We start from the raw sequence: 22,855 nt of genomic DNA, 5'->3' as shown, positions 1-22,855 counted from the left end.
CTTCCTCCTCCTAGTTATCTTGTCAACGCTTCACTGATAATTCTTGATTGTTCTTTTTTATGGACGATCGGTTCCCCTTCTGCCGGGCTGGATCTTCTTCTGCGTCCTGCATAATTGACGTCAACACCGTCTGGTGCGATATCGCGCAAACGAGGCTCTGCAAATGTCCATCCTCCCATATTCTTAGGTTCTTCCTGAACCCATAGCAATTCTTTCAGATTTGGATATTTCTTCAGGATTTCAGAAATATCCGTTTTAGGGAACGGATACAACTCTTCGACTCTCAGAATATGAACCCAATCCATGTCCTCTTTATCTTTAAGACTTTCTTCAAGGTCGATAGCCATTTTACCGCTTGTAAGGACAACTCTTTCTACTTTATCAGGGTTATCTCCAAGACCAGGCTGTTCATACACTGATTTGAACTGACCGTTTGCCAGTTCTTCGGCTGTAACGGCTGCAAATTGGTTTCTCAGCAGACTTTTCGGTGTCATGATAACGAGCGGCCTTACTTCCTCTTTTTGAAGAATCGCTGCTTGTCTGCGCAGGATATGGAAGTACTGTCCTGCCGTTGAACAATTCGCCACTGTCCAGTTGTACTCACCGGCCATTTGAAGGAAACGCTCAAGTCTTGCACTGGAGTGTTCAGGGCCTTGGCCTTCATAACCATGAGGCAGGAGCATGACCAAACCGGATTTTTGTCCCCATTTCGCTCTTCCTGCTGAGATGAATTGATCAAACATCACTTGAGCAGTATTGGCAAAATCCCCAAATTGAGCTTCCCAAAGAACAAGGGTTTCAGGTGCGAAAACATTATATCCGTATTCATATCCGACAACAGCAGTTTCCGTTAAAGGACTATTAAACACGGAGAAGGATGCATTTGAATCTTTTAGCTGGTGAAGAGGAATCATTTCTTCACCCGTTTCGTGGTCATGCAGGACCAGGTGACGCTGAGCAAATGTTCCGCGCTCCGAATCCTGTCCTGTAAGCCTGATCGGCGTTCCTTCTTTAAGGATTGTCGCGAATGCAAGCGTTTCTGCATGTGCCCAGTCAATTTTGCCTTTGCCCGAGAACACGCCTCCACGTCTCTGAAGTATTTTTTCCAGTTTCTTGAATGGAGTGAATCCTTCAGGCCACTGAAGAAGCTCATCATTCAATTCGCTCAGCTGTTCAAAATCCACGCTTGTATCAATATTAGGGAACCCGTTAGTTATCTCTTCCGGCGGATTCATGACAATGTCCGGATTTTCATCCTTCGTCGGGACTTTTTCATAAGCAGCTTTCAGTGTTTCTTCAACTTCCTTCTCCATCTTTTCTGCCTCTTCTTGTGACAGAACACCTTCTGAGATCAATTTATTCTCATAGATTTTACGTGGAGTAGGATGATTTTGGATTTTGTTATACATTAACGGATTCGTTACCATTGGTTCATCCATTTCGTTATGGCCGAAGCGTCTGTATCCAATCAAGTCAATAACGAAATCCTTATTGAACTTATGTCGATACTCGTAAGCAAGTACAGCAGCTGCAAGACATGCTTCCGGATCGTCCGCATTCACATGAATGATCGGTACTTCAAAGCCTTTAGCAGTATCAGAGGCGTACTTGGTAGAACGGGAATCATAGCTTTCCGTCGTGAATCCTATCATATTGTTGGCAATCAGATGAATGGACCCTCCGGTATTAAAGCCGCGCAGACCGCTCATATTGAAAGTCTCGGCTACGACACCTTCACCAGGGAATGCTGCATCCCCATGAATCATGATCGCATAGGATGTCTCAGGGTTTTGTTCAGGATAGCCTTTTTGTTCCCTTTCCTCTTGCGCAGCTCTTGTATAGCCGGCTACGATCGGGCTGACCACTTCCAAATGACTTGGATTGTTTGCCAATGTTACCCGGGCACGTGCCGTATCACTGACACCGATCTTTCGGTCTGCACCAAGATGGTATTTTACATCTCCTGTCCAGCCGTATGTGATGCCGATGGAGCCTTCTGAAGGAATCAAATCTTTGCTTGGTGCATGCTGGAATTCTGCAAAGATCATTTCGTAAGGCTTTCCGATTACGTGTGCCAGGACATTCAGGCGTCCACGGTGGGCCATACCGATATTGATGGTTCTGGCACCATTTTCAACAGAATAACGGACAAGTTCATCCAATAAAGGAACCATATTATCAAGGCCTTCAATGGAAAAACGCTTTTGTCCGACGAATGTGCGGTGGATGTATTTTTCAAACCCTTCCACTTCGGAAAGGCGTTTCAAAAGTGCAAGTTTTTGCTCTTTGCTGTATGCGGAAAGGATAGAGCCTGTTTCAATTTTTTCTTTTAACCATTTTTTCTCTTCCAACTCATGTACGTGAGCAATTTCATAAGCAAGCTTGCTGGTATAGACCTGTTTCAGGTGGTTGATTGCATCAAGTCCGTTTCTTACATGCGACGGAGCTTGAGGACATATAAACTCAACCGGAATCGCTTTCAGGTCTTCTTCTGTAAGGTTGTACTCTTTCAAATCAATTCTCCGGAAATCTTTATCCCTGTCATTCAAAGGATAGATATCTGCAGCAAGGTGTCCGTATGTACGAATGTTATCAGCAAGATTCACTGCTGCGACAACTTTCTCAAGATCATGATTTCCGGCAGGCAGTTCAGCCATTTGTGAATATTGGCCTGTTCCTGTTTCAGCCGTTCCCGGAGGTCCCCACTGCTCAAAAAGTTCTTTAAGTTCAGGGTCAACTTCCTGCGGATTTTCTAAATAAAGCTCATACACTTCCATTATATAACCGAGGTTAGGTCCATAAAAACTCTCCCATGGTCCTGCCTGGTTTGTTGATTGTCTTTTCACTTTGAAAAACCTCCAACCATTTCGCCATTCTAAATTTTATTTTATTATTAATATTGGAATACTATGTAAGTATAGTATTTTAAAAGAAATATAAAACGCTTACAGCAATATTTTATCACTCTAAATCAAAGAGATAAAGCATTTGTGACAAAATCTTTAAAATTTCGTCAACTTTATAAAGCAACATTTCATAAAAAAAGTTATACGGTATCAATTATTCCATTTCAAATATTAGACTATTCTGAAATAGTAAAATGAAGAGGTTTTCATTTTGTTTTATTATCGATACTCCGCATTACCGTTTTTCATAAACCATCTTACTACTGTTACCTAAAAAAACCAAATATTTTTTTTGATTTTATTCACTTTTTTGTCTATTTTTTATTATTGTATATTTATCATTATTCCCCGGTGATTTTTCTCTTCATATTTAATAGCTCTTCCTCCGTGTTCTGCAGCTCTCCCTTATTTATTTTTTTATCCCTACTTACCAGGTGGTCAAACATGAATGACTGAATTTTTGACATGAACTGGAGGGCATGTGCCTGCATACACTATTAAAGGAATTTACGGTTTTTAATAAAACCTCAATACATTAAAGAGGTGAGAGTCACATGTTCCCCTGGAACTCATTTTTTCCATTTAATAAGAACATGAAAGATATGATGAAGAATATGGATCCCCAGGATGTTGATCAATATGTTAAGGGTGTCATGAAAGAAATGTTTCCGCGTGACTGGCAGGGAATGCAAAACCCCGGTGACTTCATGAAGAATATGGGCAGTATGATGGATGGTAAAGCGTACGAACATTCAAGAGAAGATTCCGCCCAGTCAGCACCTGAAAAGATACCAGTGAATATTTTCGAAGCATTGGAAAATATTTATATTCAATTGAAGATTCCTGACGAAGAACTTGTGAAGAATATTAAAGTATTCCATACATCAAATCAGGCCATTCTTGAAAACATCCCTTCAGCAGGAGAACGGCAGGTGATCACTCTTCCGACATTAGTAAAGAAAAAAGGGTCTTCCGCACAATATAAAGATGGCATCCTGGAAATTAAGATTCCCAAAAGCCTGGACCTCCAGTTTACAGAGATAGACGTTTCAGAACGATAATTATGGAACGTCTTCTTTGTTTACTTGCCATTTCTTCAATTAAACGTCCAGTTCAAAAGGGATAATAAAATAATTTGTTTCAAAATGAGATTAACTGTAAAGGATTTCACTCCTGTTTCGTCCAGTGTAATGCCGATGGTGGAATGTCGCGTACAACTGCTGTAGTGAATCTTTCTCATCATGCCTGACTGAAAAATACAGGAATCGGTTCATAACTATAAACTGCGAATCAGATAAGGGATTATCTTGCGGCTTATTTTTGGACAAACTGGTATCATCAGGAATCTTACCTTCCTTTCAAATCAGAAGAAGCACGTAAGCAAGAAAGATTTATCCACACACCACCCAAAAGTTTTCATAATTAGTTTACAGTTCCTTTATCCTCTGAATGAAATCTCATTTTTTGATAACAATAAATGCAGTGATTGAATTTGTTTTTGGAGGAACGACCATGGAGCAAAAAAAGAAATGGGACTTATTTGCACTTTCTTCTATCCCGCTCGTGATGACGCTGGGCAACTCTATGTTGATTCCGGTATTACCGACCATGGAAAAAAAGCTTGGCATCAGCGGGTTTCAGTCCAGTATGATCATCACTGTTTATTCGCTGGTAGCTATCCTTCTGATTCCTATCGCAGGGTATTTATCTGACCGGTTCGGCCGAAAAAAAATTATTATCCCAAGTCTCATCATCGCCGGGATTGGAGGGATTATTTCAGGCTGGGCTTCATGGATGATGAATGACGCTTATTGGGTTGTTTTAATTGGCCGTTTTGTACAGGGAATCGGTGCTGCCGGTGCGTTTCCTGTAGTCATCCCGACCGTCGGGGATATGTTTGAAGACGAGTCAGAAGTAACAAAGGGGTTGGGATTAATCGAAACATCCAACACGTTTGGAAAAGTTCTGAGCCCTGTTCTGGGTTCACTGCTCGCTGCCTGGATTTGGTTTATTCCTTTCTTCTCCATTCCGTTGTTTTCGCTCATTGCAATTGGATTGGTCTTCTTTTTGGTCAAAGTACCGAGGAAGGAAAAGTCTGATGACAAAGGGCAAAGCGTGAAGGAGTTTATGAAAGAAATCAAAGAAATCCTTGCAAAAGAAGGCAAATGGCTTTCAGCTATATTCCTTATTGGAATTGTTTCAATGTTTATCCTGTTTGGATTTCTTTTCTTCTTATCCAATGTCCTTGAAAGCAAGTACAAGATAAATGGCGTTCTTAAAGGCTTGTACCTTGCGATGCCACTTTTATTTTTGTGTGCCACTTCTTATTTGACCGGGAAATTCATCGGTAAAAACAGGTCGATGATGAAATGGGCGGTAGTAAGCGGCATGCTGCTGGGTGCAGGAGCTCAAGTTCCAATCTTTTTTACAGACGGCAAATGGATGCTGTTAATATTCCTTTCCCTTGCAAGCATAGGGATCGGGGCTGCCCTTCCCTGTCTGGATGCATTGATTACCGAAGGCATTGAAAAAGAGCATCGCGGGACAATTACATCGATATACAGCAGCATGAGATTCATTGGAGTTGCGGCCGGTCCTCCAATTGTGGCTTTGCTTTCGAAAGGAGTCACGTTTATGATTTTAATTGGCGTCAGTGCTGTTTCAGCTTTTGTTGCTCTGTGGCTGATCAAACCGGAGCCTGAAAAATCTGGCAAAATGCAGCCAAAGGTCACTTAAAAAAGCAGAGGAACTGGGTAATCCCATTCCTCTGCTTCCTATTTTATTCGAAGTTGTTCCTGAAAGTCTTTCCCAGTGACAAAGAACCTTTGATAGGTGTCCTTCGCCGCTCATGTTCCCTAGCTGAAAAATCCTCTCCTATGAAACAGGAGATTTGTCAGATGCAGCTTTTATCAAATTTTTAATATCATCCAGCTTATTTTCTTGAAGATGCTGTATGATTTTACTTCCGACAACAACACCATCCGTTATGCCGATGAACTCCCTGACGTGATCAGGTGTAGAAATCCCAAACCCAGCCAGCACCGGTACATTGCAAACTGTTTTGAGTTCCTGCAAATGGGCCTTTAATGAAGATTGAAATTCACTTACCGCTCCGGTCGTTCCATTTATCGTGACTGCGTACAGAAAGCCCTCCGTTGCCTGGGCGATTTTCTTCAAGCGATCCTTTGAACTTGTTAAAGACGCAAGCTGAACTAATGCAATCCCCTCTTCCTTAAGGTAAGGACTCAGGATGTCTGCGTGTTCCAAAGGCAAGTCGGGTATGATCAGCCCATCTACACCTGCTTTGGTACAATCTTCGGCAAACCGTTGTAATCCATACTGTAAGACTGGATTAAAATAAGTCATGAAGATAAGAGGGATACCAATTTGTTCTCTGCCGCCTTTTAAGACTTCAAAGATTCCTGATAAGGTAGTGCCATCTTTAAGAGCTCGCTTCCCTGCTTCCTGAATCACAGGACCATCTGCTGCTGGATCGGAAAAAGGAATGCCGATTTCAATGGCAGAGGCTCCAGCCTGTTCCAGGAATGTCAGCTGATCAAGAAGGTTATCCAACCCTCCGTCTCCTGCCATGATATACGGAATGAAAATCCCTTGCCCATCAGCTTTTATATTGTTAAATGATTCCTCAAGAAATCTCTTACCCATGTTGAAGCCCTCCTAGTCTAGACTTAACCGTATCCACATCTTTATCCCCTCTGCCAGATAAACAGATGACAATGTTCTCATCTTCTTTCATTGACGCCGCGAGCTTCACTCCGTATGCGATGGCATGAGAAGATTCAAGGGCCGGGATGATTCCCTCTTCCACAGAAAGCATTTTAAAGGCATCCAAGGCTTCCCCATCACTCACAGCAGTATATTTGACTCGTTCTGTCTCTTTTAAATGACTGTGTTCCGGGCCTACCCCTGGATAATCGAGACCAGCTGAGATGGAATGAGCTTCCTGGATTTGACCATGTTCATCCTGAAGGACATACATCATTGAGCCATGGAGCACACCCAACGTCCCCTTAGTCATAGTGGCGGCATGTTTGTCTGTTTCGACTCCTGCACCGGCAGCCTCAACACCGTATAACTTCACCTCATTCTCATTGATAAACGGGTAGAACATTCCCATCGCGTTACTGCCGCCGCCTACACAAGCAACAACTGCATCCGGGAGGGAATCCTCTTTTTCGCAGAACTGCCTCTTTGTCTCATTTCCGATCACACTTTGGAAATCCCTGACCATCTTTGGAAATGGGTGAGGTCCCAATACAGATCCGATGATATAGTGTGTATCCTCGACATTTGCCACCCAGTAACGCATGGCTTCATTAACCGCATCTTTTAACGTTGCGCTTCCCTGTTTGACACTGATCACTTCTGCCCCCAGTAGTTCCATCCTGAAGACATTCAGTTTTTGACGCTGGATATCTTCCTCTCCCATAAAGATGACACAGTCGAGATTGAGCAATGCACAAACTGTTGCTGTCGCTACACCATGCTGGCCGGCACCCGTCTCGGCTACGATCTTTCGTTTACCCATCTTGTTCGCAAGCAGCGCCTGCCCAATGGTATTATTGATCTTGTGTGCTCCGGTATGGTTCAGGTCTTCCCTTTTCAAATAAATCTTCGCCCCGCCAGCACGTTTGGTGAGATTGGCTGCCAAATAAAGCGGTGTTTCCCTTCCGATATACTCTTTCAAATAATACTGAAGCTCCCGTTGAAACTCTTCATCCTGAATCGCTTCCTCATAGGCTTCATCAAGCTCCTGAACAGCCCCCATTAGTGTTTCTGAAACAAATTGTCCTCCAAAACGTCCGAAAAGCCCTTTTTGATCCGGCTGTGTATACATCATTGCACTTCCTCCTTCATTCTGCTGATGTTTTTTACTTTGAAAATAAATTCATTGATTTTCTTAACATCCTTAATTCCATCTGTTTCCACTCCACTTGATACATCCACCATAAATGGATTCACTTTTTCAATCGCGCTGCAGACATTCTCTAAGTTAAGCCCTCCAGCTAAAATGACATCTATAGAAACATTTTCAAGATACGACCAGTCAAAGGTCGTTCCGTTCCCTCCCCTTGCTGCTCCGTGTCCGCTATCCACCAGAATGAAATTTCCGGGGTAATTTTCTATCCCATCCAGGTCCTTTTTCTCTTTTATGGAAAGAGCCTTGTAGGCAGGCACTGACAGGGACTTCATGAAATCAACCGTCTCACTTCCATGTAATTGAACATAATCCAGATTTGCTTCTTGGGCTGTCTTTTCTATTTCTTCTCTATCGGCATCTACAAATACACCAACTTTTAAGACGGACGCAGGAATCGTGTCACTTATTTCTTTTGCTGTATGAATGGATACTTTTCTTCTGCTCTCTGCAAAAATAAAACCTATTGCATCAGCTCCTGCTTTTACAGCAGCTTCTGCATGCTCAATTGTCTTGATCCCGCACACCTTTACCTTAACCAAGTAACGCAGCCTCCTTGTTGACAGCAAATGAACCTATCGCTCTTCCGGCATCACTGCTCCTCATGAGGGATTCACCAACGAGGACCCCGTCAGCACCAGCAGTTGCTGCCCTGACCGCATCTTCTCTCGTTTTCATTCCGCTCTCACTGATAACAACCCTATCTTTATCATTCAGTAGTGGAGCAAGCCTTTCTGTATTGGCCAGATCAATTTCAAATGTTTTAAGGTTTCGATTATTGATGCCGATAATATTCGGCCCCAAGGCAGCTGCCCTTTCCGCTTCTTCTTCATCGTGAATTTCAACCAACACTTCTAGACCTTGTGATAAAGCGTATTGATTTAATTCATGGAGCCTTCCCTGCGGCAGCGCAGCCACAATCAGGAGAATGATATTAGCTCCTGCATCTTTGGCACGGTCTATTTGAATTTCATCGATAAAAAAATCTTTGCATAGTAGGGGCAGGTCCACTTCACGTCTTACTTTCTTAAGGTCTTCTATTGATCCGTTGAAGAAATCCTTATCCGTAAGGACGGATATAGCGCTTGCACCGCCTTGTTCGTAAATCTTTGCTTGTTCTGCAGGTTCCACAGTTGAAACGATTTCTCCTTTGGAAGGAGATGCCCGTTTAATTTCTGCGATGATACCTAATACTGTAGATGCATGAAGGGCAGTAAATAAGCTCCGGTCTGGTTTTTTGCTCAGGTTTGCTTTTTCAAAACCATTTTTCTTTAACTGTGCTACTTCCTGTCTCTTTCTCTCAATGATTTTTGTTAAAATATCCGCCATTTTACATTACCCTCTTTCTGCTACGTTGAGAGAACGTAACCGTTTGCTGGAGTTTTTCATATGCTGCGCCGCTTTTAATAGATTCCCTTGCAAGTTTGACCCCTTCGGCTACGGTTGTTGTTCTGCCGTTTGCAAAAAGGGCTATACCTGCATTGAAAATGACTGTATCTAAATATGGCCCCTCTTTTCCTTTGAGGACATCTAAGAGAATTTGCGCATTTTCTCTTGCATCTCCTCCTCGTATAGCCTCATTGGAGTAAACAGGAAGCCCTGTCTCTTCAGGATTGATGGTAAAAGAGGTCGTGTTCCCCTTATCCAGAAGGACTAAATGGTTCTCTCCGGCTAAAGAGGCTTCATCCATGAAACCGGCGCCATTCAAAACGACAGCCCTATTTCTTCCCAGTTCATGAAGAACCGAAGCCATCGTTTCAAGCATATCCCGTCTGTAAATACCTAACATTTGAGTGTCGATGTTAATCGGATTTGTCAGTGGGCCGATCATATTGAATATAGTCGGAACCTTTAACTCTCCTCTTACCTTCATGATTTTTTTCAAACGAGTATGGACATGTGGTGCGTAAAGGAATGCCAGTCCATTCACCTCAAGCATTTCGTTTATTTCACCGCTGTTGAAATCAAGGGCAACTCCCAGATGTTCAAGCACATCTGAGCTTCCTGTTTTACTCGAAACACTCCGGTTACCATGCTTGGCAATTTTAACCCCTGCACCAGCCAATACAAATGCAGTTGTGGTGCTGATATTAAAACTTTGGGAGCCGTCTCCGCCTGTTCCGCAAATATCCATGACATCCTCTGCAGGAAAAGTTTGAAAGTCCGCCCGCTCTCGAAGCAATTCCACAAGTCCGGATATTTCCTTGACGGTTTCTCCCTTCATTTTCAGAGCGGTGAGGAAAGAGGCAACTTCACTCTCGCTTGTTTTGTCTTCCAACAGTAGATCAACCGCTGCTTTCATTTCTCCCTTTTCAAATGAAGAGCCTTCAAATAATTTTTGTAGAAATTCTTTCATTGCTTGCTTCCTCCTTCAAATCTATAAAGTTCTTAAGCAGTTTCTTGCCTAGTTTTGTTCCAATTGATTCAGGATGGAACTGTACACCGAATACCGGGTATTCGAAATGCTTGAAAGACATAATTTCGTTATCGTCCATCGAAACAGCCGTTGTAGTCAATACCGGCGGAAGCGTTTCTTTCTTTACCACGAGTGAGTGGTACCTCATTACTTCAACCGGCTGGGGGATATATTGGAATAGACCAGAATTATTATGTTTAATGAGAGAAGTCTTGCCATGCTTAATGGTTTCTGCCCTGACAACCTCTCCCCCAAAAGCTGCTGCAATTGCCTGGTGCCCTAAACAAACACCAAGGATGGGGGTTTGTTTATAAAGCTTCTGGATAAGCTCGATCAGAATGCCTGCGTTTTCAGGCCTTCCGGGTCCAGGAGATAGAACGATCGCAGAGGGATTTAGTTCCACGACTTTCTCAACGGTTAATTCATCATTTCGTTTTACCAGAACTTCCTCTCCAAGCTCACACAAAAATTGATACAAGTTAAAAGTGAAGGAATCATAATTGTCTATTAGTAGAATCATTTTGCCACCTCGATCAGCGCTTTCGCTTTATTGATTGTTTCTTCGTACTCTGAGTCAGCTTTCGAATCGTATACGATGCCCGCTCCTGCCTGTACATAGGCACTTGCGTCTTTTATCACCATCGTCCTGATGGCGAGGGCTAAATCGATATCTCCATTCACGGAGATATAACCTACTGTCCCTGAATAAACACCCCGCTTGCACCCTTCCAAGTCATTGATGATTTTCATCGCGGCTATTTTAGGTGCGCCGCTTACCGTTCCTGCAGGAAGGCAAGCTGTTATGACATCAATACTGTTGTAAGAAGGGTCCAGAGTGCCTTCCACTTCTGACACCAGATGCATTACGTATTTGTATCGCTCGACAAGCATGTATTTCGTTAAAGAAATGCTTCCGATCTCACAAACCCTCCCAAGGTCATTTCTTGCCAGATCTACAAGCATTCGGTGCTCGGCGATTTCTTTTTCATCATGGACAAGTTCCTTTTCCAATCCCGAATCCTCCTGTTCATCGAGACCTCTTCTTCTTGTTCCTGCAATCGGATTGGAGATAACCTTCCTTCCGCTCACTTTGATAAAGCTTTCAGGCGACGTTCCGAGCACCACGTAATCTTCAAAATCTATATAAAACATGTATGGAGATGGATTTGACTGCCTCAATTTACGGTAGTAACTGAATGGCTCTCCTGAGAATTCCGATTTGAATCTCTGGGATAAAACTACCTGGAATATCTCTCCTGCCAGCACCTGTTCCTTCGCCTCATTAACCATCGCGATATATTGGTCCTTTGTAACCTGGGATTGGAAGGACAGCTTCCCGATTTCACCGTCATCCTGGATTGTTCCCTTCTTCCTTATCGTTTCTTCCAGTTCATCCAGCATATCTTCCGGGTCTTGTTCAGAAGTTTGATCAAAGCCCTGTACCACCAGTAAAATCACCTTATTTTCGAGATGATCAAAAATAATTGTTTTTTCATAAAACATAAGGTGAATGTCAGGCATTTCAAGGGCGTTGGCCGGTATTTCGCCGATATCTTCAAAGTGCCGAATATTGTCATACCCGATATACCCAATAGCGCCTCCTGAAAAAGGAAAGTCCTGATTCAGTGAAGCAGTCTCTGAAAAAATGTCCTTCAGCCTTTCAAATGGATTTCCAGTACTGGTTTCCATTTTTTCTGTGTGAAAATGATATTCGGTTAACTTGCTGCCATCCGCTTTAAATTCAAAAAACGGAGAACTTCCAAGGAAGGAATACCTTCCAGACTTCTCATGCTTTAATGAACTCTCCAGCAAATACTTGCGCCGGCCATCCAGCTTCTTAAAAACACTGATGGGTGTCAGCTCATCCCCATTCATCTCTCTAGAGTAAAAACGAATCTGCTTCATCTCTTTCATCCTTATATCCTCCTGTTATTATGGGTGCGCCAGGCATGCCCCGGTATTTGTCTAAATAAAAAAGTCCCCCACAAAACAGCTAAACTGTTTCATGGAGGACGATCGGAATCGCGGTGCCACCTCGCATTGAAGTTCAAATAGAACTTCCACTTTTTCAGGTACAGGAATACATCTCATTCCGATACCCTATCCTTTTAACGGCGGAATCCCGGGCTGTCCTACTTACTGTTCAAGCAGCCTCTCACAAGTCCATTCAGTACTATCCCTCGTGCCGGATTCTCATCAGCTCCGGCTTTCTGTAACGATTTTGATAGTACGTACTACTCTTGTTCAATGATTTATGAATTATTAAGTTTTGTGCAAATAAAAAAGGGTCTCCTGTCCTCAAAATAAGGACGGGAAACCCGTGGTGCCACCTTCGTTGACTGCATAGCAGTCCGCTTTACCATATCAGAGAACGATTCTCTAATACGTGTCCCTTGTATCGATGAGACATTCGTCAAAGCCTACTCTCATTACTTGAATGATTTCGGTTTGAAGGCTCGGAAGTCCATTCACATCCATAATCACACTAGTTCGCACCATCCACTAGCTCTCTGAAGTGATTATTGGAAGCTACTCCTCTTCTTCAACGCCGTTCCGTTCTTTAATTGTTTACTATGTTAATACGGATTCAGGGTGTAAGTCAATAGTTTTTATCAGAATTTTTTATTTTTACTAATTAATAAGGATTTTCATTTTATAGGGTTTATTCGTGAGTATAGTTGTTTATCGAACAGAAATAGTTGATATTCGCTTAGGCTGTGCGTCACCGCGGGGCGGGTGCTTCCAATAAGAGCCAGGCTTTTCTTTTGTTTCTGCAAGAGGTGACGCATTCATCACGCTTATAGCTCCTCCACTACAAATGGACTTCCTCAAGACAGTTTTGAACGGATTTGACCTGTTTAATGTCCTTGAGAATTGCCCTCAAGACAGTTTTAAACGAATTTCATCCCATTAATGTCCTTGAGACTCTTCCTCAAGACACTTTTGAGCTAATATTACCCTGTTCATGTCCTTGAGAATTGCCTTCAAGACACTTTTGACCATATTTTATCCCATTTACGTCCTTGAGACTCTTCCTCAAGACACTTTTGAGCTAATATTACCCTGTTCATGTCCTTGAGAATTGCCCTCAAGACACTTTTGACCATATTTTATCCCATTTACGTCCTTGAGACTCTTCCTCAAGACACTTTTGAGCTAATATTACCCTGTTCATGTCCTTGAGAATTGCCCTCATGGCACCCCACAACGGAATTCACCTGCTTCCATGCCCTTACACTATCTAACTTCTAAAAATTTCGTCTTATAATTGCTCAGCGCAAGGAGCGGCCAAATATATGGATAGCTGTGATAATGGATGTAAAACCTTCCTGGAAGTCCAGCACCTGTCGGGTATTCCTTTCTCCAATCGTCCGTGTTCAACAAGCGGACAAGCGATTCAATCCCCCGGTCGATTTCTTTTGTTGGGTGATCATTTATAGAAATTAATGCGTCCAATGCCCAGGCGGTTTGGGAAGGAGTACTGGCTCCTAAAGAGATGTATTTCCTTTCTTTATCACTCCTGCACGATTCTCCCCATCCGCCATCACTATTCTGTATTTGATACAGCCATTTTATCGCTTTAATAATGGATTGGTGATCAGCCGACATACCAGCAGCCATCATGCCTGTAAGTGCAGCCCATGTTCCGTAAATGTAACAGATGCCCCACTTGCCATACCAGGACCCATCATTCTCTTGATTGTTCATAAGCCATTCTATACCTTTCAGAACTTGACTGTTTTCTCTGCCCATCCCTGCATCGTTCCCTAAAAATTCAAGCGTCCTCCCTGTCAGGTCTGCGCAGGATCTATCAAGAGCCGCATCTTCCGCACCATCCATCGGAACCCACGACAAGATATCTTTATTTTTATTTTTTTCAAATGCCGGCCAGCCGCCATCCTTATTTTGCATGGAAAGAGCCCACTTCACACCACGGTTCCATGCCATCCGCTTTACAGGATCAGTATACGCATCAAGCTTTAGAGCACGCAATGCCGCGGTCGTATCATCTACATCAGGATTGATTGTGTTACTCTCTGAAAATCCCCAGCCACCCGGTGCTGTCTGTGGAGCTTCTGAAGCCCAATCTCCTTTTTGGGTATGCTGGTGACGATATAGATAATGACTTGCTTTTAAAATTTGCGCATTCCGGCTGTCCACCCCTGAAGATTGCAGGGCATGGCTGATCAAAGCGGTATCCCAAATAGTCGATGGGGAATTTTGGATATGGGGGTACCCATCACCTTTACACTGATAAGAAATCAGTGCCTTGATTGCATTGACCACTAGCGGATCTTTTCTTGAATATCCCTGGGATAAAAGTGCAATAATCATATAAAAACTCGAGGAGAAATAACTGTACAAGCTGCCATCCGGCTCTAACCTTGCAAGCATGTAATTTAAGGCCGTCTTTTTGGCAAGGTCATTTAGATTTGCCGGAAATGCTGCGATTGCTTCAACTCCACTTGTGACGTATTCAATGAAAGACCTTTCTTCCTCCCGAAAAAACGAGAAGTCCTCCTGATCTTTCAATAGGTATGAAAGATCAGGAGTAGTGCTTGTTTTGCGGATATACCTTTCACTTTTCAAGAGAAGCAAAGGCGCCAGATGGACTCTGGCATAAGCACTGAAATCAGTGAAACTGACCGGAAAATACGTGGGAAGTAATATGACCTCTACAGGTACAGGAAAGAAACGGTCCCAAGGATATTGTCCATGAGCGGCAAGCATGAACTTTGTCATTGAATGGACCTTATCGAGGCCCCCTCCAGAAAGGATGCAGTCCCTTGCTTTCACCATATTTTCATCTTTTTCCTTAACGGCACCACTCCAAAGCAGTGCAAAATAGGCTTCTACAGTCGCCGATAAATTTCCCTCCACCTCATCTCTATAAATCTTCCAAAACCCCTTCTCTTCCTGCTGAGATAAAAGCCTATCTGCAAGCTCTTGCACCAAACGTTCTTTTTTTATCCCCAGGGATCTTATGAGGACGATCATATAGGCATCCGTCATCAAACTGTTTTCAAAGCAGTACCTCCATGCCCCATCTTCCTCCTGATCTTCTAATAATCTTTGAGTTAATCTGGATATTTCAGGATCGATCAAGGTCTCCATATTTCCACCACCTCTTCAACTTGAGTACCATACATTAATATATTCAGGAGTTCAGGGGTCATGTCGGCGGGACCACACACAGAAGTTCAAAATTTCTACAAATTCACCAGCTTCCCATGATTTCCTTTTTTTGTATACTAGAAGTAAGGAAATAGATTTCAAGGAGGGCTTTTTTTATGGTAGAAACTAATCGTAAACCCAATAAGAAATGGCTGCTTTTTCTTTCATTGACAACCCTTGTGCTGGTCTGTAATTTTGCATTCTACCGCCTGGAAGAAGTTCCAACAGGGATGGCCATCGCTTCAGTGATCGACCTCATGATCATTATTCCGCTCATGGCTTACTTTTTTATCATCAGGCGGAATCACTCTGTGAAAAATTTATCACTTGTCATCGCAGCAGGGTACGGGGCAGCATGGCTTATCATTCCAAACGACCACCTTTCATCGATTCCGTTCTTCAAGTACCTGCTGATTGCTGCGGAAGGAATATTCTTGCTTGTTGAGTTATATATCGTCTTTCACCTCTTTAAAACCATTCCTAAAGTATGGAAATATACAAAGAAACTTAAATCTCAAACCGGCGACTTCTTGCCTCACCGTTTGGAGAAGGCCGTTCATCAAAATATGAACACCTCACTTCCCATCAAAATTTATCTGACTGAATTATCGCTTTTTTACTACAGTCTGTTCTCCTGGAAGAAAAGAGCCCGGCTTGCGGGACGTTCATTCACCCTTCATCAACAAGGAAGCACCATCGCTCTTTATGTCATGCTGATTCACGCGCTTATAATAGAATCCATTGGACTGCATTATTTCCTTCACCAATGGAACCCGGTCATTTCATGGATCCTGTTAATTTTAAACTTATACTCGCTCCTGTTCTTCCTTGCTCAAATTCAAGGGTTTCGGTTGAATCCCGCTAAGATTACCGATGATGAGCTGATTATCAGAATGGGGTTTACCACCAGAATCAATATACCTCTGACGAATATTACATCTGTCAACCAATATGAAGGTCCTGAAAGACTATCCAAAGATCAATCAAAAACCACCTTTCTAGCGCTCGCTCCCGATTTCATTTCTGAGAAGGCTCAGCTGGAAATTAATTTAAAAGAGCCGCAAAAAGCTCATTATCTCTATGGGTACACAAAATCAGTTTCACAAGTTCATATCAAACTGGATGATCCGGCCTCTTTCGAAAAATCTTTGAAGAGCAGTTTGAATAATATAAGTTGATTCTCTCACTCTTGGACTGTTCTCCTTTTAGAACAGTCCCTATTTTTTGATGCTGAAGAGTCTTTCTGCATTTCCTTACGTTTTACATCTTTATGTTAGAATGAAAGTAAGAATTCAGAATGTTTGTATGATTGGAAGTGGTTTCAAATGAAATATTCAATTCACCCACTGGGTGACTCTGCTGTTTTAATAGATTTTCATGACCTCTGCGAGGAAACATGCATGAACACAATGACCGCCTTTACAGACGCAGTGACTGATAACCAGCATAAAGCAATCATTGAGGCGTTACCTGCTTATAAGACAGTGACCATTCACTATAATCCTCTAAAAATCCATTCTCCTTCTCCCTTTAAGGTGATCGAGGATTTGCTTGTAGAAAAATTAAACGGTCTGCAGCCGAATGAAAATTCACCGCAAAAAAAGGTCATTACCATACCGGTTCTATATGGAAGTGAAGCCGGTCCGGACCTCGCATTTGTTGCCGAACACTGTAACATAAGTGAAGAGAAGGTGATTGAGCTGCATACCCGGCCAATATACTCCGTCGCTTTCCTTGGTTTCTCCCCGGGCTTCCCTTTTCTGAAAGGAATGGAGCCTTCCATAGCCTCGCCACGAAGAAAAAATCCAAGGGTCAGGATTGATGCCGGCTCTGTTGGCATTGCCGGAAACCAAACGGGGGTTTACCCAATCTCTTCACCTGGAGGATGGCAAATCATTGGCAAGACGCCTTTGAAACTATTTGACCCGGATAATCCGAGTCAGCCAGCACTTCTGTCACAAGGGGACCAAATAAAATTTTCTCCAATAACGAGAGCTGAATTTGAACGATTGGAGGAAAGCTAGAATGGGTTTTACAGTTGAAAAAAGTGGACTTCTTTCAACCATCCAGGACAGCGGCAGGACCGGCTACCGAAGAATCGGCATGCCTGTCAGCGGAGCAATGGATGATAAAGCATTCCGGTTTGCCAATCTTTTAGTGGGTAATAACGAAGGAGATGAAGCATTGGAAGTCACACTCCAGGGACCAGTGCTCCATTTCAAATCCGACACCGTGATTGCCATCAGTGGAGCAGATTTGAATCCTTCAATTAACAATGAACCAGTCCCCAATAATAAACCTTTGCTTGTTGGAAAAGGCGATGTTCTCAGATTCGGAATGGCTGAAAAAGGAATGCGTGCTTATGTAGCCTTTAAAGGAGGCCTGAAAGTCGTTAAACAGCTCGGGAGCAGCAGTACCAATACACTTGCAAAGCTTGGTGGATACAAGGGAAGGGCATTAAAAGCCGGCGACAAAATAGCCCTTAATATCGAAGGCCATAAAGATAAACAGATCCAATGGTCTCTGTCTCCCACCCTCTTCACCTATCTTCAGAAAAAAGAAGTGAGAATCATAAGAAGCAGACAATGGGACTGGTTTACTGAAGAGGCTCAGATGCACTTTTTATCAGGAAGTTTTACAATCAAGCCTGAATCAGACAGGATGGGATACAGACTGAGCGGTCCAGCTCTGGCTTTAAAACAGTCACAGGAGCTATTAACAGAGGGTATCGCCAAAGGAACAATACAAGTCCCGGCCAGCGGCCAGCCGATTATCCTTATGGCAGACAGCCAACCTACAGGTGGATACCCGAAGATTGCCAACGTTATTACAGCAGACCTGCCAATCATTGCACAACTAAAGCCGAATGAATCGCTATCCTTCAAGGAAGTTACACTTGAAGAAGCTTATGAAGCTTTAAGGGAAACTGAAGCAGAGATGAAAATGATAAGGGCAGCGGTCCGGATGAAGAATGAGTGATCTCTGATGATTGAAGGTTTTAATAAGGGGGCCTTTCTGAATAAAAGAGACGAACCGGAAACCAGTTACGTATCCGATCAAAATAGAGAAAACATGTGTTCGTAATGGAATAACACAAAATCTTAGTCAGGAGGTCAAGCACTTGCATATCGACTTAAACTGTGACCTTGGAGAAAGCTTCGGTACTTATTCCAAAGGTAATGATGAAAAGATATTGGAAATCATAACATCGGCGAACATCGCCTGCGGCTTTCATGCAGGGGATCCGCAAATCATGCTGAAGACCGTTCAGCTGGCACTGAAAAATGGAGTCAAAATCGGAGCTCACCCCGGCTATCCTGATTTGCAGGGTTTTGGGAGACGTAATATCGATATATCCCCTGAAGAAATATATTCTCTGGTTTTATATCAGATTGGTGCCTTGAACGCCATTGTCCGTTCCCAGGGAGGACAGCTATCACACGTTAAGCCACACGGTGCCCTGTACAACCGGGCAGCAAAGGAAATAGAGACGGCCAAAGCAATCGCAAAGGCTATTCATGATTTTGATCCGTCATTGACATTGTTTGGATTGGCTAACTCAAAAATGATCACCGCCGGCAAAGAATTGGGCCTCGAAACCGCCAGTGAGGTTTTTGCAGATAGAACGTATAGAAGTGACGGCACTCTTACACCAAGATCGCAAGAAGGAGCTGTCATCCATGATGATGATCAGGCCCTCGCCCAGGTAGTTAAAATGGTAAAAGAGCATAAAGTGGTGAGCACAGATGGGACAGAGATTGATATTACTCCCGACACAATATGCTTACATGGCGACAATGAACAAGCCCTGATTTTCGCCGGAAAAATCATCAAAATCTTGAAATAGAACAAAAAAGCTGGCCTCGAGTTTGAGACCAGCTTTTTTCGCTTACTTTTCTTTTTTTTGATCTCCCATTACATTAAAGGGAAGCTTTTCAGCTGCCGCCTGAAGGATTTTATGGTTTTTAACATTCTCCATCAAGAACTCAGTATAATCATCATCTCTGGAAAGGGCTGCGGAATGCTGTTTTTTAATATGGTTTTCAGCGTCTTGGAATGTCGGAAAATCATTTTCAAATTCACCATTATACTCGACTCTCCAACCTTCACCGTCAAGTGGATACATAAACAATTGGTCTTCCTGCCTGTTTTTATAAAGAGATCCATTAGGTGATTCCTTCAAATTATAGCGGTTTTTTGGAGCGTCAATCGGGAGTGGCTCCACATTGAAGACATCTGTGACAAACAGCTTGAATGCTTCTGTATTAAGGTTGCATCCGGAAGCCTTAGCATGACCGCCTCCCTCAAACTTTCCTGCCACTTCGGAAACATCCACATGATCGTGAATCGTTCGCAAACTAATCCGCTTGCCCCCGACACTGATGATCGCTATATAGTCCAGGAAAGGATTATCTTTTCCCAGTTCATTCCCTAATTCTGAATGGTAAGATTCAGCATGAACAATCCCTACACAGTAGTCACCAATGAATGATTTCGTCAGTTCCCGCCTTTTACGGCGTATATACCTTTCAATCTTGCCTTCTTCCATTTCAAGAAGTTTCAATTCAAACTCATCAAAGAAAAACTTTTCATTGTTTTGAAGACGGTTGAGCATTTTTTCTTCAAACTCTTCAATCGTCAGCAGGAAGAATAAATCGTTTAATCTTTTTGCGGTTGTGTTATTATTCACATCCCATTCCCATGTATCATACTGCCTCACAAGTTCAACAAATTCATCAAGGATCGGTGTCGGTTCAATTTCTCTTTTTTTCTTCAGATCTTCATATAAAAGAGATGTCGCTGATGCAAGCCTTCCGTCCTCATACTGTACTGTCACAGATGCCCATTTATAGGAGTTCAAATGCTCTGCGCTGCGATGATGGTCAATCAGCTCCACTTTCCCATCTTTTTTGAAATAGCTTTCGATCGCTTCTTCATTTTCTTTATTTACAGAGAGATCGGTGATGATCAGTTTGGTGTTTTTCTGGGGCTTCTTCAAGAATCTAGCCACCTGGAAGTTCAGCCCGCCGATTGAATTGTACCGAACTTCAGCCTCTTCTCCCCAGGCAATTTTTGCGATAATGCCGCACCCGACACCATCTAAATCATTATGAGATAATAAAAAACGTTGCATGTTTGGCCTCCTGGCTTTCTCTATGTATTGATGGTTCTATTTTCCGTCATTTCCTTGCTAATATACAGCAAAAAGCTCCGTCTGTTAAATGAAACGGAGCAATGTTTGCAATAACTAAATTCTCTTTTCCTGAAATTCTTTCGAAAAATAATTAAATGATTTCCGCTCCAGGTGCGTGACTCCGCGGGGCGGGCGGTGAGCCTCCTCAGCTTCGCTTCCGGGGTCTCACCTGTCCCGCTAGTCCCGCAGGAGATCACGCACCTTCCGCTTCAATCAACCATTTCATTGCAATCACCGAGATTTCTCAAAGCAGCCTCTCTAAAAAATATTAATAATTTTTTTAAAGAACAAGCGTAAAAAGATTAGGTGAAATGGCAAGCTATCTAAAAGCATTAAACCTTATTTAAAAGCATAAGTACTTCTATTCTGCGAATGAAAAGATACTACACTCCCCGCTTATTCCCCCATACATACGTATGAAGCTGCGGAAGGACCCTGACATTATTCAGCCGTTCGCTTTCAGTGACAGTATCAATCAACTTCTCATAATCCGTTATCAACTGATTTAATAGGCCTTTTTCATTCTCAGAAGAAAGGTTTGTATTGCCAACTTGCAGGAAGAAGGGTACTTCTGGGTATCTTTCGTGAAGATCTGTTGCATATTCGAGGTCTTCATCATTAAAGATGACCACTTTCAGACTATAGCTTTTATGTTCTTTTAACTGTTCTAAAATGAAGTCGAGTTTTTCAAAGTCTGTTTTCATCCCTGAGCTTGGCGGTTTTGGAGAAAGTGTAAGTTCGTCGATGTCCAAAAACCAGTCCTGCCATCTGCTTCCCTGTGTCTCAAGGGCGGATTTGATCCCATTTTCCTTGAATACAGTGAGGAGGTCATCAATCGCAGCAATAAGGGCCGGATTACCTCCTGAAATTGTGACGTGATTGAATCTGTTGCCGCCAATCTCACGAAGTTCCTCCCAAATGTCCAATGCTGTCAACATCCGAATGTCCTCTTTGGCTGAACCATCCCAAGTAAAAGCTGAATCACACCATGAGCAGGAATAATCACATCCAGCGGTGCGGACAAACATCGTTTTTTGACCGATGACCATCCCTTCCCCCTGGATAGTAGGTCCGAAAATTTCTAAAACCGGTATTTTTCTCATTGCTTCCTATCCTTTCTTGGACGGAATATACAGTAGCTTGTCGGGGTTTCCCGTAAAAACACCTGCAGACACTGAGCATGATTTCCCTGTTTATCCAGATAATTTTGTATCAATACATAAATCAGTTCGGCCATAACCTCAGTAGTCGGGAATCTTTCAGGGTTTTCAGAAAACAGGGGATCATCATTCAACATCGTGTGATCGAACCGGTCATGTATCAGCTTTTTAATGGTTGAGAAGTTGATAAGAAATCCGGATTCGTCCAGGGTGTCTCCACCTATCGTAATATTGGCAAAATAGGTATGGCCATGGACTTTCTGGCATTTCCCTGCACCTTCAGACGGAATAAAGTGTGCAGCCGCAAACTGAAAATCCTTATTTAATTCATAAGAAAAGGAATGCTCGGGCACCGGGTAGATTTGTCCTATCATGACTCTTCCCCTCCTTTTTTTGAAGATAAATAGTCTGAAAGACCTTTACTTCGCAACTTGCAGGATGGACAGGTTCCACAACCATCTCCACGTATTCCGTTATAACAAGTCAGTGTTTTTTCACGAATATATTGCAGCACACCCATGTCATCGGCCCATTTCCAGGTGGCTTCCTTATCCATCCACATTAATGGAGTGTGTAGGACATACCCTTCATCCAGTGCCAGGTTCAATGTAACATTGAATGATTTTGCAAATATGTCCCGGCAATCAGGGTAGCCGCTGAAATCTGTTTCACAAATTCCTGTAACGATATGCTTAGCACCGATATTTTTGGCAAGTACCCCCGCAAATGAAAAGAACAGCAGGTTTCTTCCCGGAACAAAAGTGGAAGGCAGTTCACCTTCCTTTTCTGTGATCTCTTCGTCTCTTGTAAGTGCACTTGGGGAAAGCTGGTTAAGCAGGCTCATATCAAGCACATGGTGACGCACGTTCAATTCCTCAGCAATTTCCCTTGCACAATCCAGTTCAAAAGAGTGTCTCTGTCCATAATTAAACGTAACAGCTTCTACCTCTTTAAATTCTTTTTTTGCCCAAATCAGGCAGGTGGTGCTATCCTGTCCGCCGCTGAAAACAACAAGCGCTTTTTCGTTCTTCATAAATTATCTCCTCTCTCTTTCAGGCTTACTGC

Annotated in this window: 19 protein-coding genes and 2 other annotated features; of the genes, 6 read left to right on the top strand and 13 right to left on the bottom strand. The window is 42.9% G+C overall.

The annotated features are described in order from the left end of the window. Positions 1-14: 14 nt before the first annotated feature. On the bottom strand, positions 15-2,846 hold the full coding sequence (locus tag BSG1_RS00805) for a 2-oxoglutarate dehydrogenase E1 component (RefSeq protein ID WP_044022151.1): 2,832 nt from the start codon (positions 2,844-2,846) through the stop codon (positions 15-17). A gap of 614 nt (positions 2,847-3,460) precedes the next feature. Between BSG1_RS00805 and BSG1_RS00800 the strand changes: the two genes are divergently transcribed. Continuing rightward, positions 3,461-3,967 (top strand): hypothetical protein, encoded by a 507-nt coding sequence (locus BSG1_RS00800; RefSeq protein ID WP_006834863.1) that lies wholly within the window; start codon positions 3,461-3,463, stop codon positions 3,965-3,967. 451 nt (positions 3,968-4,418) lie between these two features. Continuing rightward, a complete protein-coding gene (locus BSG1_RS00795; protein WP_044022150.1) occupies positions 4,419-5,642 on the top strand; it encodes an MFS transporter in 1,224 nt (407 codons plus the stop codon). A 138-nt stretch (positions 5,643-5,780) separates the two neighbouring features. Here the strand turns inward: BSG1_RS00795 and trpA are convergent, their stop codons facing one another. From trpA to BSG1_RS00755, 8 genes are all read right to left on the bottom strand, one after another. Continuing rightward, positions 5,781-6,572 (bottom strand): tryptophan synthase subunit alpha, encoded by a 792-nt coding sequence (gene trpA, locus BSG1_RS00790; protein ID WP_006834861.1) that lies wholly within the window; start codon positions 6,570-6,572, stop codon positions 5,781-5,783. Beyond that, positions 6,565-7,767: a tryptophan synthase subunit beta gene (gene trpB / locus BSG1_RS00785; protein WP_006834860.1), complete on the bottom strand. Its 1,203-nt coding sequence runs from the start codon at positions 7,765-7,767 to the stop codon at positions 6,565-6,567. Before trpB ends, trpA begins: the two co-directional genes overlap by 8 nt. Beyond that, on the bottom strand, positions 7,764-8,387 hold the full coding sequence (locus tag BSG1_RS00780) for a phosphoribosylanthranilate isomerase (RefSeq protein ID WP_006834859.1): 624 nt from the start codon (positions 8,385-8,387) through the stop codon (positions 7,764-7,766). The genes trpB and BSG1_RS00780 overlap by 4 nt, the downstream gene beginning before the upstream one ends. Then, positions 8,380-9,174, bottom strand: coding sequence for an indole-3-glycerol phosphate synthase TrpC (trpC, locus tag BSG1_RS00775; RefSeq protein ID WP_006834858.1), 795 nt, complete (start codon positions 9,172-9,174; stop codon positions 8,380-8,382). Before trpC ends, BSG1_RS00780 begins: the two co-directional genes overlap by 8 nt. A 1-nt stretch (position 9,175) precedes the next feature. Further along, on the bottom strand, positions 9,176-10,201 hold the full coding sequence (gene trpD / locus BSG1_RS00770; RefSeq protein WP_006834857.1) for an anthranilate phosphoribosyltransferase: 1,026 nt from the start codon (positions 10,199-10,201) through the stop codon (positions 9,176-9,178). Further along, positions 10,173-10,781, bottom strand: coding sequence for an anthranilate synthase component II (locus BSG1_RS00765; RefSeq protein WP_006834856.1), 609 nt, complete (start codon positions 10,779-10,781; stop codon positions 10,173-10,175). Before BSG1_RS00765 ends, trpD begins: the two co-directional genes overlap by 29 nt. Then, the gene (gene trpE / locus BSG1_RS00760) at positions 10,778-12,175 is read right to left on the bottom strand and encodes an anthranilate synthase component I (RefSeq protein ID WP_006834855.1); all 1,398 of its coding nucleotides are present in this window, start codon (positions 12,173-12,175) and stop codon (positions 10,778-10,780) included. Before trpE ends, BSG1_RS00765 begins: the two co-directional genes overlap by 4 nt. 91 nt (positions 12,176-12,266) lie before the next feature. Continuing rightward, positions 12,267-12,518 (bottom strand) — a binding site (T-box leader). A gap of 45 nt (positions 12,519-12,563) precedes the next feature. Next, positions 12,564-12,816 (bottom strand) — a binding site (T-box leader). 682 nt (positions 12,817-13,498) lie between these two features. Beyond that, complete coding sequence (locus BSG1_RS00755) at positions 13,499-15,376, bottom strand: terpene cyclase/mutase family protein (RefSeq protein ID WP_006834854.1); 1,878 nt, start codon at positions 15,374-15,376, stop codon at positions 13,499-13,501. A gap of 176 nt (positions 15,377-15,552) precedes the next feature. On the opposite strand from BSG1_RS00755, the gene BSG1_RS00750 reads away from it, so the two are divergent. From BSG1_RS00750 to BSG1_RS00735, 4 genes are all read left to right on the top strand, one after another. Beyond that, positions 15,553-16,614, top strand: a complete 1,062-nt coding sequence (locus tag BSG1_RS00750; protein ID WP_006834853.1) for a hypothetical protein — start codon at positions 15,553-15,555, stop codon at positions 16,612-16,614. Positions 16,615-16,761: 147 nt separating this feature from the next. Then, positions 16,762-17,460, top strand: a complete 699-nt coding sequence (gene pxpB, locus BSG1_RS00745; protein ID WP_006834852.1) for a 5-oxoprolinase subunit PxpB — start codon at positions 16,762-16,764, stop codon at positions 17,458-17,460. 1 nt (position 17,461) lies between these two features. Then, positions 17,462-18,415, top strand: coding sequence for a biotin-dependent carboxyltransferase family protein (locus BSG1_RS00740; RefSeq protein ID WP_006834851.1), 954 nt, complete (start codon positions 17,462-17,464; stop codon positions 18,413-18,415). A 142-nt stretch (positions 18,416-18,557) separates the two neighbouring features. Continuing rightward, on the top strand, positions 18,558-19,283 hold the full coding sequence (locus BSG1_RS00735; RefSeq protein ID WP_006834850.1) for a 5-oxoprolinase subunit PxpA: 726 nt from the start codon (positions 18,558-18,560) through the stop codon (positions 19,281-19,283). Positions 19,284-19,325: 42 nt separating this feature from the next. On the opposite strand, the gene BSG1_RS00730 is transcribed toward BSG1_RS00735, so the two are convergent. From BSG1_RS00730 to queC, 4 genes are all read right to left on the bottom strand, one after another. Next, complete coding sequence (locus BSG1_RS00730; RefSeq protein WP_006834849.1) at positions 19,326-20,570, bottom strand: DHH family phosphoesterase; 1,245 nt, start codon at positions 20,568-20,570, stop codon at positions 19,326-19,328. Positions 20,571-21,013: 443 nt separating this feature from the next. Then, positions 21,014-21,733 carry a 7-carboxy-7-deazaguanine synthase QueE gene (queE, locus tag BSG1_RS00725; RefSeq protein WP_006834848.1) on the bottom strand — a complete coding sequence of 240 codons (720 nt, stop codon included), beginning with the start codon at positions 21,731-21,733 and terminating at the stop codon, positions 21,014-21,016. After that, the gene (gene queD, locus BSG1_RS00720; RefSeq protein ID WP_006834847.1) at positions 21,730-22,164 is read right to left on the bottom strand and encodes a 6-carboxytetrahydropterin synthase QueD; all 435 of its coding nucleotides are present in this window, start codon (positions 22,162-22,164) and stop codon (positions 21,730-21,732) included. The genes queE and queD overlap by 4 nt, the downstream gene beginning before the upstream one ends. Further along, a complete protein-coding gene (gene queC, locus BSG1_RS00715) occupies positions 22,161-22,823 on the bottom strand; it encodes a 7-cyano-7-deazaguanine synthase QueC (RefSeq protein ID WP_006834846.1) in 663 nt (220 codons plus the stop codon). The genes queD and queC overlap by 4 nt, the downstream gene beginning before the upstream one ends. Positions 22,824-22,855: the final 32 nt, after the last annotated feature.

Origin of the sequence: Bacillus sp. SG-1 (assembly GCF_000181495.1) — a bacterium.
In the GTDB taxonomy this organism is placed as follows: Bacteria; Bacillota; Bacilli; order Bacillales; family Bacillaceae_B; genus Rossellomorea.
This window is presented reverse-complemented; position numbering and strand designations above follow the sequence as displayed.